Origin of the sequence: Rhizobium mulingense (genome assembly GCF_029194105.1) — a bacterium.
GTDB lineage: Bacteria > Pseudomonadota > Alphaproteobacteria > Rhizobiales > Rhizobiaceae > Rhizobium > Rhizobium mulingense.
In genome coordinates, this window is sequence record NZ_JARFVE010000002.1 from 317,600 (window position 1) to 333,067 (window position 15,468).

At 62.6% G+C, this 15,468-nt stretch carries 12 protein-coding genes and 1 pseudogene; 7 read left to right on the plus strand and 6 right to left on the minus strand.

Annotated features, from left to right (window positions below; translation table 11 throughout):
• Positions 1 to 3 precede the first annotated feature (3 nt).
• Positions 4 to 240, plus strand: a complete 237-nt coding sequence (locus PYR71_RS01670; protein ID WP_275617997.1) for an SMc00767 family acetate metabolism repressor — start codon at positions 4 to 6, stop codon at positions 238 to 240.
• 85 nt (positions 241 to 325) lie between these two features.
• Here the strand turns inward: PYR71_RS01670 and PYR71_RS01675 are convergent, their stop codons facing one another.
• The gene (locus PYR71_RS01675) at positions 326 to 1,195 is read right to left on the minus strand and encodes a LysR family transcriptional regulator (protein ID WP_183914636.1); all 870 of its coding nucleotides are present in this window, start codon (positions 1,193 to 1,195) and stop codon (positions 326 to 328) included.
• 90 nt (positions 1,196 to 1,285) lie between these two features.
• On the opposite strand from PYR71_RS01675, the pseudogene PYR71_RS01680 reads away from it, so the two are divergent.
• A pseudogene (locus PYR71_RS01680) lies at positions 1,286 to 1,539 on the plus strand (hypothetical protein).
• Here PYR71_RS01680 and PYR71_RS01685 read toward each other — a convergent pair.
• From PYR71_RS01685 to PYR71_RS01700, 4 genes are all read right to left on the minus strand, one after another.
• Positions 1,512 to 3,359: a methyl-accepting chemotaxis protein gene (locus tag PYR71_RS01685; protein WP_275617998.1), complete on the minus strand. Its 1,848-nt coding sequence runs from the start codon at positions 3,357 to 3,359 to the stop codon at positions 1,512 to 1,514. The pseudogene PYR71_RS01680 and the gene PYR71_RS01685 sit on opposite strands and share 28 nt — an antisense overlap.
• Before the next feature lie 204 nt (positions 3,360 to 3,563).
• Entirely contained in the window at positions 3,564 to 6,092 is a 2,529-nt protein-coding gene (locus PYR71_RS01690; protein WP_275617999.1) for a methyl-accepting chemotaxis protein, read from the minus strand.
• Between the two features lie 310 nt (positions 6,093 to 6,402).
• A complete protein-coding gene (locus PYR71_RS01695; RefSeq protein ID WP_275618000.1) occupies positions 6,403 to 6,546 on the minus strand; it encodes a hypothetical protein in 144 nt (47 codons plus the stop codon).
• A gap of 176 nt (positions 6,547 to 6,722) precedes the next feature.
• Positions 6,723 to 7,943, minus strand: a complete 1,221-nt coding sequence (locus PYR71_RS01700; RefSeq protein ID WP_275618001.1) for a BaiN/RdsA family NAD(P)/FAD-dependent oxidoreductase — start codon at positions 7,941 to 7,943, stop codon at positions 6,723 to 6,725.
• An 87-nt stretch (positions 7,944 to 8,030) separates the two neighbouring features.
• Here PYR71_RS01700 and PYR71_RS01705 point away from each other — a divergent pair, with 87 nt between their 5' ends.
• The 5 genes from PYR71_RS01705 (at position 8,031) to edd (ending at position 14,980) form a co-directional block, all read left to right on the plus strand.
• Positions 8,031 to 9,467, plus strand: coding sequence for a glutamine synthetase family protein (locus tag PYR71_RS01705; RefSeq protein ID WP_183914626.1), 1,437 nt, complete (start codon positions 8,031 to 8,033; stop codon positions 9,465 to 9,467).
• A 10-nt stretch (positions 9,468 to 9,477) separates the two neighbouring features.
• Complete coding sequence (locus tag PYR71_RS01710) at positions 9,478 to 10,773, plus strand: NAD(P)/FAD-dependent oxidoreductase (RefSeq protein WP_275618002.1); 1,296 nt, start codon at positions 9,478 to 9,480, stop codon at positions 10,771 to 10,773.
• A 134-nt stretch (positions 10,774 to 10,907) separates the two neighbouring features.
• Positions 10,908 to 12,383, plus strand: coding sequence for a glucose-6-phosphate dehydrogenase (gene zwf / locus PYR71_RS01715; protein ID WP_275618003.1), 1,476 nt, complete (start codon positions 10,908 to 10,910; stop codon positions 12,381 to 12,383).
• Positions 12,384 to 12,393: 10 nt separating this feature from the next.
• Positions 12,394 to 13,092 (plus strand): 6-phosphogluconolactonase, encoded by a 699-nt coding sequence (gene pgl, locus PYR71_RS01720; protein WP_275618004.1) that lies wholly within the window; start codon positions 12,394 to 12,396, stop codon positions 13,090 to 13,092.
• A 67-nt stretch (positions 13,093 to 13,159) separates the two neighbouring features.
• Entirely contained in the window at positions 13,160 to 14,980 is a 1,821-nt protein-coding gene (gene edd, locus PYR71_RS01725) for a phosphogluconate dehydratase (protein WP_183914622.1), read from the plus strand.
• A gap of 83 nt (positions 14,981 to 15,063) precedes the next feature.
• Here the strand turns inward: edd and PYR71_RS01730 are convergent, their stop codons facing one another.
• Positions 15,064 to 15,417 (minus strand): hypothetical protein, encoded by a 354-nt coding sequence (locus PYR71_RS01730; RefSeq protein WP_020920408.1) that lies wholly within the window; start codon positions 15,415 to 15,417, stop codon positions 15,064 to 15,066.
• Positions 15,418 to 15,468: the final 51 nt, after the last annotated feature.

Consider the following 15,468-nt stretch of genomic DNA (forward strand, 5'->3'; position numbering starts at 1 on the left):
ACCATGGCATCCATTTCGCGCGTCCGGGAACGGGCCGAAGAGCAGACGTCCAGCATGAGCGAGGATCAGCAGACGACGATCCGCATGCTCGCCAATGACCTGCACCGGCTGAACCAGTCGGTCATGAAAGCCGTCGAGGTCGGCGTCTCGGTCGAGCTGGTGCGCTCGGCCCGTCATCACGGCGGCGACGGCAACTGGGGCGACCTGCTCATTCCGGTCGTCGTCACCAACCGGCATTGACAGGCATAGCCTGGCAACCGCTGGTCGCCGCCTTCATCTAAACGCCCGCGTGTCCCGGAGATGCGCGGGCGCTTCATCGTAAACGTCAACCGCGGCTCGGCCGCTTTCCGGCGAAGAGATCGGCATAGCTTCGGATGAGCTTGGTCATTCGGTCGGCGACCGTGCGGATTTCGGGGCGATGACGGTCCTCGGCATTCATGACGATCCATTGGCGGTGACGCAGTTCCGGCAGTTCGCCGCCCTGGCGCTGCAATTCCGGATGAAGGTCGCCGACGAAACAGGGAAGCACGGTCTTGCCGGCGCCGGCGCGCACCAGATCCGGCAGCGAACGCGGCCGGTTGACAGTGGCGACGATCCCGGATGCGGCATAGGCGTGCGGCCAGCGCAGATAGGCCGAGATCGCTTCCTCCTCGCCGACGGCAATCCAGCGCTCGTCGGTCTCGGCGGCGTTGCGTCTGGCATAGACGGCATAGGCCACCTCCCCGAGCGCGCGGGCGGCCAGGTTGGCTTCCGCCGGCTCGAAGGCGCGAATGCCGATATCGCTCTCACGATAGGCAAGGCTCGCCCGCGCCTCGCCGATGCTGAGCGCGATGGCGAAGGCATCGCCCGGCATGCGGATTGCGGCGAAATTCTCCGTCAGCAGCCAGGCGACCCAGGTGCCGGCGGTGATCCTCACAGTTGTGCCGCCCTCACCGGATTGCCGCCAGGCTTCGACCTTGCGGGCGGCGGCTTCCATCTCCTGAAGATGATCGAGCAGCGCCTGGCCATCCTGCGTCAGCCGATAACCGGTCTGACTGCGCGAAAACAGGGCGCGGCCGACCTCCTGCTCAAGCTCGAGCATGCGCCGACCGACGGTGGCGGGGCTGAGCCCGCTGGCAGCGCTCGCTCCCGTCAGACCGCCGAGCCGGGCGACCTGCAGGAAAAGCTGATAGGAATCCCAATTCGCGTTTTTCATTGATGAAAAATATAGCGGGATTTCTCCTGTTTATGAAGCGAATTTTGACGCCTAAATGAGGTGATGTCTGACATGAGAAAGGACATCGCCATGATCGACATGATCACCATCGCCGGCGTCTACGGATACCGGCATTACTCCAAGCCAAGCGGTTCCAAGGCGGATGAAGACCGGTTTTATGCCGAGTACGGAGACAGCAACATCATCCGCTTCGCCGCCTGGCTGACTTCGATCGACCTCATTTTAAAGCGGGTCGCAGCGACGGAAAACGCCGCAGCGTTGCGGCGCAATCCTGCGGCTGTCAGGGCCGTGCTCCTCAGGCGACTTTTCTTGCGCCGAGGTGAGCGGCTGCCGGTTCCGCGCCGATGCGGAAACGCTCGATGAGCGCCATCAGCGTATCGGCTTCGCCGGCAAGCAGGCGGCTTGCCTTCGTCGTCTCGGCAACCATCGAGGCATTCTTCTGGGTCATCTGGTCCATGGCGTTCACGGAACCGTTGACCTCCTGCAGCGCCGCCGACTGATCGCGGCTGGCGGTGGCGATAGTCTCGACATGGCCGCTGATCGCGATGATCTCGTGGCTGATCGAGGCAAGGACGCTGCCGGTCTTCTGGACCAGCTCGGAGCCGGCCGTCACTTCCCGGCTCGATGTCTCGATCAGCGACTTGATCTCGCGCGCCGCATCGGCCGAACGCTGGGCGAGCTCGCGGACCTCCTGGGCGACGACGGCAAAGCCCTTGCCCGCCTCGCCGGCCCGCGCCGCCTCAATGCCGGCATTGAGCGCCAGAAGATTGGTCTGGAAGGCGATATCGTCGATCACCTCGATGATCTGCTCGATCCGCTGCGAGGCCTCTTCGATACGTTCCATGGCAGCGACGGCATCGCGGACGACGGTTCCGGAATTGTCGGCGGTCTTCTTGGTGGCGGCGACGACACTGTTGGCTTCACGGGCGCGCTCGGCGGAAGAGCGAACCGTGACGGTGATCTCCTCGACCGCGGCGGCGGTCTCCTCGAGGTTTGCCGCCTGCGCTTCCGTGCGTTTCGAAAGTTCATCGGCGGAAGCCGAGACGGCGCCGCTGTTGCGCTGGATCGTCGAGGCGCTGTCGCGGATGCCGGAGAGCGTATCCTGAAGCCGCAGAAGCGAGGTGTTGAAATCGACGCGCAGCTGCTCCAGCCGGCCGACGAAAGGTGTGCCGATCGTCTGCGAGACGTCGCCCTGGGACAGGCGGCCGAGGCCGGCCGCAAGCTGGTTGACCGCAAAGTCGATCTGGCTGTCGAGCGAGCGCTTGTCGGCATCGTTCCTGGTGCGTTCGGCATCGCTCAAGGCGCGCTGTTCGGCCGCCTCAGTTTCCAGGTCGCGCCTGGCGCGGGCGCTGTCGCGGAAGAGCGAGAGGGCTCGGCCGATCTCGCCGAACTCGTTTTTCTTCTCAAGACAGGGGATTGCCTCGTCGAGATCGCCCGACGAGATCGAGTGGACGCTGGCGGTCAGCGCCTGCAAAGGCTTCACCGACTGGCGGATCGCATAGAAAGCGAGAACGCCGACGAGCAGCATGACGACGGCGCCGATGCCGAGAACCAGGATCAGCAGTTCGTTCATGCGCTGAAAATAGAACTCCATCGGGATGCCGATGAAGAGAATGCCGACATTGGCGTTCGATGCGTTCTTGATCGGGAAATAACCGGTCATGAACTTGCGGCCGAACAGCTCGGCCGGGCCGAAATAGGCCTCGCCCCGGGCGAGAACCGGCTGGGCCGGGTGCTCGGCTGCGAGCTTGGTACCGACGGCGCGGTCGCCGTTTTCCTTCTTGACGTTGGTGGATATGCGGACGTAGTCGCCGCCCTGCTTCTGGAAGATCGTCGCAACGCCGGCGATCGACTGGGCGGTGTGGTCGACCAGCGAATGATCCGCAAGGGCCGGAATGGCCTCTTCGGTGACAGCGGTGAGCCGGTTGTCCTTGACCTCGACCTTGGCGGCCTGATCGGCCGCGCCGTAGAGGACGGCCATGGCGCGGGCGGCGTCCCTCGCGTCGGAGACGGCGCCGTCCATCACATGGCGGCTCAGATTGTAATAGGTCGCGCCGACGATGGCGGCCGTGCTGATCGCCAGCAGAAACAGCGTGATCACAACGATCTGGCGGACGATCGACGTAGAGAAAAGGCGCGGCATCAAAGACCCCCAGCGGCACAACAAGGGCTAAATTAGAGGAAAAGCGTTAAGGAAATTTTTCCGTAAATCTGAATTGGCCGGGATAACCAACCGCCCCGATTTGGACATTCCGATCGGCCTGCCAAGCCGGCCGATCGCGCCTTACCAATACACAAACGGCCCCGGAAAACCGGGGCCGTCGAAACAATAGAAATCAAGCGTTGATCAGGCGGCGCGGTAGGCCGGCGCTTCGCCCACCCCGTCGATCTTGAACTGCTGGATGAGACGGCGCAGCGCATCGGCCTCGTCGGCCAGTTCGCGGCTGGCGGCGGTCGTCTCCTCGACCATGGCGGCGTTCTTCTGGGTCATCTGGTCCATCTGGTTGACGGTCGAGTTGACGCTCTGCAGCGCATTAGACTGGTCGTGGCTGGCGCGAGCGATCATCTCGACATGCTGGCTGATCGTGACGATCTGGGCGCTGATCTTGGCAAGCACCGTGCCGGTCTCCTGCACGAATTGCGAGCCGGAGCTGACCTCGTTGGTCGACTTGTTGATCAGTCCCTTGATCTCCTGCGCCGCGGCAGCGGAGCGCTGGGCGAGCTCCCGGACTTCCATGGCGACGACGGCGAACCCCTTGCCGGCCTCGCCGGCGCGCGCCGCCTCGATGCCGGCGTTGAGCGCCAGCAAGTTGGTCTGGAAGGCGATCTCGTCGATGACGCCGATGATCTGCTCGATCTGGCGCGCAGCATCCTCGATGCGGCCCATGGCGTCGATCGCGTTGCTGACGACGACGGCGGAATCGTCGGCGCTGCGCTTGGCCTGACGGACGATCTGGTCGGCATCCTTGGCGCGTTCGGCCGACGAGCGCACCGTGACGGTGATCTGATCGACGGCAGCCGCGGTCTCCTCGAGCGACGCCGCCTGTTGTTCGGTGCGCTTGGAGAGATCCTCGGCCGACTGGGCCATCTGGTTGCCGTTGCCCTGGATCAGCTCGACATTGTCGCGGATCTGGCTCATCGTCGCCTGCAGGCGCAGCATCGAACCGTTGAAGTCCTGACGCAGCTGTTCGAGGCGGCCGATGAAGGGCGTTTCGATCGTCGTCGAGATATCGCCCTGCGACATGCGTTCGAGGCCGGCGGCAAGCGCGTTGACGGCGAATTCGATTTGCCGGTCCATCTCGCGCTTTTCGGCGTCGTTGCGCTGGCGCTCGTGTTCGGCAGCCGCGCGTTCCTCGTCGCTCTGCTCCTCGATGCGGATCTTCGAGATGGCATTCTCCTTGAAGATGCCGAGGGCGCGGGCCATGTCGCCGATCTCGTCGTAGCGCTGCTCGCCGGAGATGCTGGTATCCAGCGACCCTTCGGCGATGCGCCGCATGGCGGCCGTAATCTGGCTGATCGGGCGCTGCAGCGTCAGCACCAGGGCGATGCCGCCGAGGATCGACAGCAGGATACCGAGGCCGGTGGTGAGCACCGAGATGCTGTTTGCCTGGGTGCGCTCGGTGCCGGCCGTCTGTTTCTGCAGCTCGGCGAAATCGGTCAGCTTCGTCCAGATCTGGTCGAGTTCCTGGCGGGCGGCGGCATAGGCAGTGACGCGCTCGCCGATCGTATCGACGATCTTCGAGCCGCCGCCGGAAATGGCGTCGAGCGCCGGCTGGATCGCGCCGGAAATGCCTTCGGCAAAGCCCATGCCCTTGGCACTGGTGGTCAGCACCTGCATGTCCTTGCCGAGCGTGCCGGCCTGCTGCTGCAGGCGCACGAGGTTGTCCTTGCTCGAGTTGGAGAGGAAATCGGACAGCACGATCTGCAGCGCATAGACGGAATTTTCCAGGCGTCGTGTGTCCTGAAGGACGGAGTTGGTCTGGGCGATGCGGCCCTCGAGCTCGGCGAAGCGCTGGGTCGCCTCGCGCATCTTCTGCGTTGCGGTCAGCTGCGTATAGGTCGAGGTCTGGCGGAAGCGGGAGACGAGACGGCCGAGTTCGGCGACGTTCTCGTCGGTCGGAGCGGGCATCTGGGCAATCGCCTTGATGCTGTCGATGGTCGCCGCCAGGGCGTCGATGACATTCTTCTGGTTGGTCGGAACCGAAATGGCGATCAGGCGCTGGGCCTTGATGATCTCCGGCATCTGCTCGTTGATGAAGGCGATTTTGTCCTGCGGCGTCTGAGGCTTGCCGAAGCCGCTGGCGACGTTGCCGAGGAAATCGCCGCCCTTCAGCAGGCGGTCGGCGGTGCGAAGGGTGACGGTGGCGGCGCTCTCGTCGCGCTGCAGCGCCGTCTGCAATTCCTCGGCCTGGTAGGAGACCGTGAAGCGGGTGCTGATCAGGCTCTTCTGCGCCGCGTCGATCTGCTCATGCAGCGCCTCTTCCTGCTCGTGCAGCGCCCAGAGCTTGTCGACGACACCTGAAATGTCCTTGGTGCGGCTCGAGGCTTCCGCAAGGCTGTCGCGGCCGGCAGCTTCTTTGCCCACCTGGTTCAGCGTCTGGTCGAGCACGCCTTGCTGGGTCTTCAGATCGGTGAGCAGCTTGTCGCGCGCCTGCTGGCTTGTGATGCGCAGGAAGTCGTCCATCGAACCGTAGAGATCCTTGAACCCGCTCAGCGACTGTAGCACGCTGTTGGAGATTTCCATTCGGCCCTGGAGAAGTCCGGAAGCATAAAGGCCCGTCAGACCCACCGCCGAAATGGTCACAACGAAAGGCAGAACGAAGATCAGAACCTTCGTCTTGATCTTGAAGCGGGAAAGAATCTTGTCAATCAACATGGCGTTCCGGGCCTTTCATACACTACTCCTCCGGCAGGCAGCCATCAGGCGCGCCAGCCGAGTGCACATTGAGCTATTCTCTTTACATCGGGGAACCCGGAAGCCAGGCGGCAGTCATTGCCGGTTCATGTCCAAGCAAGTTGGAGATGCCCAAATAATCGCGGGCAATTGTGTCAGATTAGATATTAATTTTCGGATAAGCGGTAACGTCTGGTTCAGCCAAGACGGTGAAATAGTTGCAATTTATGCACAACAGGACCGCGAGGTCGCGCGCGAAGGCGGCAAGATTACTTACGGATGCGAGTACCGATCAGAGGAAGTGCGCGAGCAACAGGGCGAAGGTGGCGGCTGTGGCGCCGGCTGCGAGCATCAAATATCGCAGGACGGCCATCGCGGCGTCAGCCTTTGCATGGGTGATTGCGATGGCGCGGGCGCGTCGTGCGTGTCTGGTCATGCTCGAAACCTCACTCTTCTGACACAACAATCCAACAAAACGGCTTGCCGGTAAAGCTTAATTTAGGAAGAGCTTTGCAAGCCGCCAATTGAGACAGGATGGCGCACCTCTCTTAAGAAGTCTTGAATCGGTAGTTCTAATATACGGGTTCCGCCGATATGCAGAAATCGAAAGATTCAGGCGCATTCGCCCGCAGCAAATCCAGAGGCCCAGGCCCATTGGAAATTATAGCCGCCGAGCCAACCCGTGACGTCGACGCATTCGCCGATGAAATAGAGGCCGGGCACGGCCTTGGCCTCCATGCTGCGTGAATCGAGCGCGGCCGTGTCGATGCCGCCAAGCGTCACTTCGGCGGTGCGATAGCCTTCAGAGCCGGAAGGCTTGATTGCAAAGTTCTGGACGCTCGCGGCAAGGCTGAGCAGCGTCTTGTCGGGTAGGTCGGCCATATTGCCGGAGATCTTTTCGCGCTCGACGAGAAACTGCGCCAGCCGCTTCGGCAGGATCTCGCCAAGCGCGGTCTGGGCCGACTGGCGGCCGTTCAGCTGCTTTGCAGCCTTCAGCTGTGCGGCGATGTCGATATCCGGTTCGATGGCAAGGACGATTTCGTCGCCTTCGCGCCAATAGGAGGAGATCTGCAGGATGGCAGGTCCGCTCAAGCCCCGATGGGTAAACAGCAGCGCTTCGCGGAAAGCGGTCTTGCCATGGCGGATTTCGGCCGGAGCGGAAATGCCGGCAAGCGGCGCAATGCTTGCGAGCAGACCGGGATCGAGCGTCAACGGCACCAGGGCCGGGCGGGTTTCGAGCACGGCGAGGCCGAACTGCTCGGCGAGGCGATAGGCAAAGCCGGTGGCGCCCATCTTCGGGATCGATTTGCCGCCGGTCGCGACGATCAGCGATGAGGCTTCATAGGCGCCCTGCCCGGTCGAGATGCGGAAGCCCGCATCGGTTCTTTCGACGCCTGTTATCTCGGTATCGAGATCGAGTGCCGCACCGGCGGCGCACATCTCGTCCAAGAGCATGCGGATGATATCCTTGGCGCTGTCATCGCAGAACAGCTGGCCGAGCGTCTTTTCATGCCAGGCAATGCCGTGCCGCTCGACCATGGCGATGAAATCGGCAGGCGTGAAACGGGCAAGCGCCGACTTGCAGAAATGCGGATTGGCGGACAGAAAATTCTTCGGCCCGGCATGGATATTGGTGAAATTGCAGCGGCCGCCACCGGATATGCGTATCTTCTCGCCGGGCGCTCGCGCATGATCGAGAACGACAACCGAGCGACCGCGTTTTCCCGCGCGGATGGCCGCCATCATGCCCGCCGCCCCGGCGCCGATGACGATGACGTCGCTTTTGCGCTGCAAACCCGTTTCCCCAATCAAATCGGTGTCTTCTTTTTCCATCGAAGGGCGAAAGTCAACGTTCTCGCCCCCTCGCCAATTGGCAAAGTCCGGCTATGATGGCGCCACGATCAACCAAACCGGTGTGTCATGCCCCCAAAAAAGACGACGCTGAAGCCTGCCAGAACCGTACCCGCCTCGACGAAAACTCCTCCGGATCCCGGATCCCTGCGCGGCGTTGCGAACTGGAAGGAAGCGGCGCAATGGCTGAGGGCCAGGGGCATCGAAGACATCGAATGCATCACGCCCGACCTTGCCGGCGTGCCGCGCGGCAAGATGATGCCGAGCTCGAAATTCACCTCCAACACCTCGCTGGCGCTGCCTTCGGCAATCTACCGGCACACGATTTCCGGCGAATATCCCGAGGAGACGGAAAGCTTCCGCTACGAGCCGCGTGACAGCGACCTGAAGCTGATGCCGGATCTTTCAACACTTTCGGTTGTGCCCTGGGAAACCGATCCGACGGCGCAGGTGATCTGCGATATCGTCGATTCGGACGGCGGCGAAGTGCCCTATACGCCACGCAACGTCTTGAAGCGGATCATGAGCCTCTATCACGACCGCGGCTGGAAGCCGATCGTCGCGCCCGAGATCGAATTCTACCTGGTCGCCAAGAACGACGATCCCGACTATCCGCTGCACCCGCCGAAAGGCCGCTCCGGCCGCTCGATCCTCGGCGGCCAGGGTTATTCGATCGCCGGCATCAACGAATTCGACGAGTTGATCGACGACATCTACCATTTCTCGGAGAAGCAGGGGTTGGAGATCGACACGCTGATCCATGAAGAGGGGCCGGCCCAGCTCGAAATCAATCTGCGCCACGGCAATCCGATCGAGCTTGCCGATCAGGTCTTCCTGTTCAAGCGCACGATCCGCGAGGCGGCGCTGAAACATGACATCTACGCCACATTCATGGCCAAGCCGATGCAGGGCCAGCCGGGGTCGGCGATGCATATCCATCAGTCGGTGGTCAATATCGAGACGGGCAAGAACGTCTTTTCCAATGCGGATGGATCGGCCTCCAAGGAATTCTTCCATTTTATCGGCGGCATGCAGAAATTCGTGCCGAGCGCGATGGCAATGCTTGCCCCTTACGTGAATTCCTACCGCCGCCTGCAGCCGGACATGTCCTGCCCTGTCAACAATGCCTGGGGCTACGACAACAGGACTACCGCCTTCCGCGTCCCGGTGTCCGATCCGCAGGCCAGGCGCGTCGAAAACCGGCTGCCGAGTTCGGACGCCAATCCATATCTGGCGCTTGCCGCCTCGCTCGCTTCCGGCCTGCTCGGCATTATGAAGCAGATTGAGCCGACGGCGCCGACGGAGGATTCGGCCAATGAGGGCTCGATCGACCTGCCGCGCGGCCTCTTGGAAGCCGTGGCGCTGATGGAGGATGAGCCCGCCTTCGAAGAGGTATTCGGCAAGCAGTTCATCGGCCTTTATGCCGGCGTCAAGCGCGGCGAATTCGAGACCTTCATGCAGGTGATCAGCCCATGGGAGCGGGAATTCCTTCTGCTCAACGTGTGAGGGGATCGTCATGGCACCACAAGAGATGTGGCAGAGTCCGATCTCCCCGGGCTTATCCTGGTATCAGGCAACGGTCGGCGAGCGGCCCACCTATGCCGCCCTCGACGGCTCGAGAACATGCGACGTCGCCATCATCGGCGGTGGTTATACCGGCCTGCAGGCCGCCTATCACCTCGCCAAGTCAGGCGTTTCGGTCGTCCTGATCGAGGCCTGTCGCTTCGGCGACGGAGCGTCCGGGCGCAATGGCGGCCAGCTCGGCACGGGTCAGCGATGGTGGCCGGAAGAGCTCGAGGAAAAAATCGGCTATCAACGCTCGAAGGCGCTGTTCGACGTTGCCGAGGCGGCCAAGCGCCATCTCCTCGATTTTGCAAGCGAGCACCAGATAGAGATCGACTTCGTACCCGGCCAGCTCAATGTCGCCCACAAGGCGAGTTACGAACGCGACTATCGCGAGAACGCCGAGATCGCCGCGCAGCGCTACGACTATCCGCACATCAGATTTATGGACAAGAAAGAGACGGAGGAAAGGCTCGGCTCGAAGCGCTTCCACTGCGGCGCGCGCGATCTCGGCACCGGCCATATCCATCCGCTGAAGCTGCTCATCGGGCTCGCCCGTGTCGCCGCCAACGCGGGTGCTGATATCTTCGAGATGACCAAGGCGACGGCGATCCGCCAAAGCGGCGGCAAGGTGACGATCGAAACCGAGCGAGGGACGATCACCGCCGACCGGGCGCTGATCGCCTGCAACGGCCATATCGGCAATCTGGAGCCGGTAACTGCAAGCCATGTCATGCCAATCCGTTCCTTCATCGGCGCCACCGTTCCGCTCGACGGCTATCCCGATGTGCTGCCGGGGGGTGAGGCCGTTGCCGATTCGCGCTTCGTCGTGCGCTACTTCCGTAAATTTGAAGGCCGCCTGCTGTTCGGCGGACGCGAGGCCTATACGGCCGACAATCCGCGAGACATTTCGCAGCATATCCGCCGGCAGATCGGCGAAATCTATCCCGATCTGAAAGACATCGAAATCACCCATGCCTGGGGCGGCAGTGTCGGCATCACTATGCCGCGCCAGCTCTTCGTGCGCGAGGTGATGCCGGGCGTTACCTCGATCGGCGGTTATTCCGGCCATGGCGTCATGCTGTCAAACTACTGTGGCAAGCTCTATGCGGAAACGGTGCTTGGGAAATCCGGCGATCTGGATCTGTTCAGATCGCTCGATATTCCCGCCTTTCCCGGTGGAGCACGCATGCGGGCGCCGCTGCTTTTCCTCGCCTTGTCGTGGTTTGCGCTTCGCGACAAGTTTTAGTCCGATTGCGGATTTCCTCTCGCCGAAATTCGCTCTAAAACCGGTGCCTGACAGATTCATTGCACTGCACACTGGCTTTTTTAAATCGATTAGATTAAAAGGGCCGCCAACCAGCATGATTGAGAGACAAGCTCATGAGCAGCCAGATCATTCCCGTTGAGCCTTTTGATTACGTCGTCTTCGGCGGCAGCGGCGACCTTGCCGAACGCAAATTGCTGCCCGCCCTCTATCACCGCCAGATCGAAGGCCAGTTCGGCGAACCGACCCGGGTGATCGGCGCTTCGCGCAGCCCGCTGACCGACGAGGAATACCGCAAATTCGCCCGCGATGCCCTGAAGGAACACCTGAAGAAGGGCGAATATGACGAGAACGAAGTCGAGAAGTTCTGCGCCCGCCTCTATTACGTCTCGGTCGATGCCCGCTCCGACAACGGCTGGGATCAGCTGAAGAGGCTGCTCGACGAGAGCAAGGATCGGGTGCGCGCCTTCTATCTGGCGGTCGCACCCGGCATCTTCGGCGACATTTCGCAGAAGATCCACGACCACAAGCTGATCACCAAATCGACCCGCATCGTCGTCGAGAAGCCGATCGGCCGTGACCTCGCCTCGGCGCTGCAGCTCAACGACATGATCGGCCGCGCCTTCAAGGAAGAGCAGATTTTCCGCATCGATCACTATCTCGGCAAGGAAACGGTGCAGAACCTGATGGCGCTGCGCTTTGCCAATGCGCTCTACGAGCCGCTGTGGAATGCCAACTACATCGATCACGTGCAGATCACCGTGGCCGAAGCGGTCGGCCTCGAAGGCCGCGCCGGCTATTACGATACGGCGGGCGCGCTGCGCGACATGGTGCAGAACCACATTCTGCAACTGCTCTGCCTGACGGCGATGGAAGTGCCCTCGTCGATGGATTCGGAAGCCGTTCGCGACGAGAAGCTGAAGGTGCTGCGGGCGCTGAAGCCGCTCGATGCCTCCAATGTCGAGCAGGCGACGGTGCGCGGCCAGTATCGCGCCGGCGCCTCGGGCAGCGGCCCGGTCAAGGGCTATCTCGAAGAGCTCGAAGGCGGCGTCTCCAACACCGAGACCTTCGTCGCCATCAAGGCGGAGATCAACAACTGGCGCTGGGCCGGCGTTCCCTTCTACATCAGAACCGGCAAGCGGCTTGCCGGGCGCATGTCCGAGATCGTCATCACCTTCAAGTCGATCCCGCATGCGATCTTCGATCAGGCCGCCGGCCGCATCAGCCAGAACCAGCTGATCATCCGCCTGCAGCCGGACGAGGGCGTCAAGCAGTCGCTGATGATCAAGGATCCGGGCCCGGGCGGCATGCGCCTGCGCAACGTCTCGCTCGACATGAGCTTTGCCCGGGCCTTCAACGTCCGCAATCCCGACGCCTACGAACGCCTGCTGATGGACGTGATCCGCTCCAACCAGACATTGTTCATGCGCCGCGATGAAGTCGAAGCCGCATGGAAATGGGTCGACCCGATCCTGAAAGGCTGGGAGACAACCGGCCAGCAGGTGCAGGGCTATACGGCCGGCACCTGGGGCCCGAGCCAAGCCATCGCGCTGATCGAGCGCGACGGCCGCACCTGGCATGACGATATCTAGGACGACATCGATGGCATCGACCCTGCATTCCTTCGCCAGCCCCGCAGATCTCGCCGACAGCCTCGCCGACAAGGTCGCCCATACGCTTTCGACGGCGATCGCCGCCCGCGGCGCCGCCTCCATCGCCGTTTCCGGCGGCTCGACGCCAAAGGCCTTCTTCCAGGCGCTGTCGACACGCGACATCGCCTGGGACAAGGTGACGATCACGCTGGTTGACGAACGCTTCGTGCCGGCCGACAATACCCGCTCGAACCATCTGCTGGTCGATGCCAATCTCTTGCAGGACAAGGCGAAGGCGGCGCGGTTCGTGCCGCTTTACCAGCCGGCAGCCTCGGTCGAGGAGGCCGCAAGGCTGGCGACGAAAAAAAGCGCCGAGATCGGCATCCCCTTCGATGTGGTCATCCTCGGCATGGGCGGCGACGGCCACACGGCCTCGTTCTTTCCCGGCGGCAACAATCTTGCCGAGGCGCTCGATGCCTCGACGCCGCGCGGCGTCATCACCATGGAGGCAGAAGGAGCCGGCGAGCCGCGCCTGACTTTCACCTTCTCCAGTCTTCGGGATGCCGCACTGCTGGTTCTCCATATCGAGGGCGAAGGAAAAAAAGACGTTCTCGCCAAGGCGGAAGGCAGCGGTGACGAGGCAGACATGCCGATCCGCGCCGTTCTGCGCCGGGCCACTTCCCCGGTCGAGATCTACTGGGCTCCCTGATAAGGCCTGACGGCCGCCGGAGCCGGTGAACACATTGAGACGAACCAGAACAAGGCAGGGATCTTCCATGTCCGCTCACGCACGCATTGCTGCGATCACCAACCGCATCGTCGAACGCTCGAAGCCGACCCGCGAGCGCTATCTGGAGCGGCTGCGCGCCGCCGCCTCCCAGGGCGTGCACCGCTCGGTGCTCGGCTGCGCCAACCTCGCCCATGGCTTTGCGGTCTGTTCCCCCGCCGAGAAGGACGCGCTTGCCGGCGACCGCATTCCCAATCTCGGCATCATCACCGCCTATAACGACATGCTCTCGGCTCACCAGCCGTTCGAGACCTATCCCGCAATCATCCGTGAGGCGGCCGCCGAAGCAGGTGGCGTCGCCCAGGTGGCCGGCGGCGTGCCTGCCATGTGCGACGGCGTCACTCAGGGGCAGCCGGGCATGGAGCTGTCGCTCTTTTCGCGCGACCTGATCGCCATGGCCGCGGGCGTCGGCCTGTCGCACAATATGTTCGATGCCGCCCTCTTCCTCGGCGTCTGCGACAAGATCGTTCCCGGCCTCGTCATCGCGGCACTCTCCTTCGGGCATCTGCCGTCGATCTTCGTGCCGGCCGGGCCGATGACCACGGGCCTGCCGAACGACGAGAAGTCGCGGGTGCGCCAGCTCTTTGCCGAGGGCAAGGTCGGCCGCGCCGAACTCCTGGAGGCGGAATCGAAATCCTATCACGGCCCCGGCACCTGCACCTTCTACGGCACGGCCAACTCCAACCAGATGCTGATGGAGATCATGGGCTTCCACATGCCCGGCTCCTCCTTCATCAATCCCGGCACGCCGTTGCGCGAAGCGCTGACGCGCGAAGCCGCCAAGCGGGCGCTGGCGATCACCGCGCTCGGCAACGAATTCACGCCGGCCGGCGAGATGATCGACGAGCGTTCGGTCGTCAACGGCGTCGTCGGCCTGCATGCGACCGGCGGATCGACCAACCACACGCTGCACCTCGTCGCCATGGCGCGGGCAGCCGGCATCCAGCTCACCTGGCAGGACATCGCCGAGCTTTCGGAAATCGTTCCGCTGCTTGCCCGCGTCTATCCGAACGGGCTTGCCGACGTGAACCATTTCCAGGCGGCCGGCGGCATGGGTTTCCTGATCAAGGAACTCCTGAAGCACGGCCTGGTGCATGACGACGTGCGCACCGTCTTCGGCCAGGGTCTCCAGGCCTATACGGTCGATGCCCGCCTCGGCGAAAACAGCACCGTTCTGCGCGAGCCATCGCCGGAGAAGAGCCATGATCCGAAGGTGCTCTCCAGCATCGAAACACCGTTCCAGGCGAATGGCGGGCTGAAGATGCTGCGCGGCAATCTCGGCAAGGCAGTCATCAAGATCTCCGCCGTCAAGCCGGAGCGCCACATCATCGAGGCGCCGGCGATCATCTTCCACAGCCAGCAGGAACTGCAGGACGCCTTCAAGGAAGGCAAGCTCAACCGCGATTTCGTCGCCGTCGTTCGCTTCCAGGGCCCGAAGGCGAACGGCATGCCGGAGCTGCACAAGCTGACGCCGCCGCTCGGCGTGCTGCAGGATCGCGGCTTCCGCGTGGCGCTTCTGACGGACGGTCGCATGTCCGGAGCATCCGGAAAGGTACCGGCGGCAATCCACGTCACGCCTGAAGCGGTCGACGGCGGCCCGATCGCCCGCATCAAGGACGGCGACATCATCCGCCTGGACGCGATCAAGGGCACGCTGGAAGTGCTGGTCGATGCTGCCGACATGGCCGAGCGCGAGCCGGTAACCGTCGATCTCTCCGACAATGAATTCGGCATGGGCCGCGAGCTATTCGCGCCGTTCCGCCGCGCCGTCGGAGCTTCGGATCAGGGTGCGAGCGTTCTCTTCCACTGAACCTAACCAACGCGAATAAGCAAAAACCCGCGGAGCGCGCGAAGCGTCCCGCGGGTTTTGCTATTGGCAGCCCGATCTATCCGTCAGGCGCGGATATCGAGGACGTAATCCTTGTGCGCCGGGTGCGTGCTGTAGACGAAAATCTTGTTCAGCTCCTTCTGCGTCAGCAGGCGCAGGAAGCGGACTTCGATCGTGTTGTTGGCGTTGACCTTCATCAGCAGGCAGCCGACCTTGGTGATGCGGGCATCCGGAATATCCAGATAGAACTGCTTCGGCAGGCTGAACTGGGTCAGGATTGCGAGCGTCGCGCTGCTCATCGAGATCCGGACGATGTCACAGCGGCGCGAAGCCGCGTGCATGACGCCCTTTTCCGTATATTCGATGCGCGCGGCATTCATCGTGTCCTCCATTTTGAACCGCGCCTCGCGGTCATACATGAAGGATTCTTCCTTGCTCAGGAAATGAGATCTTGGCTGTGACGGATTGGA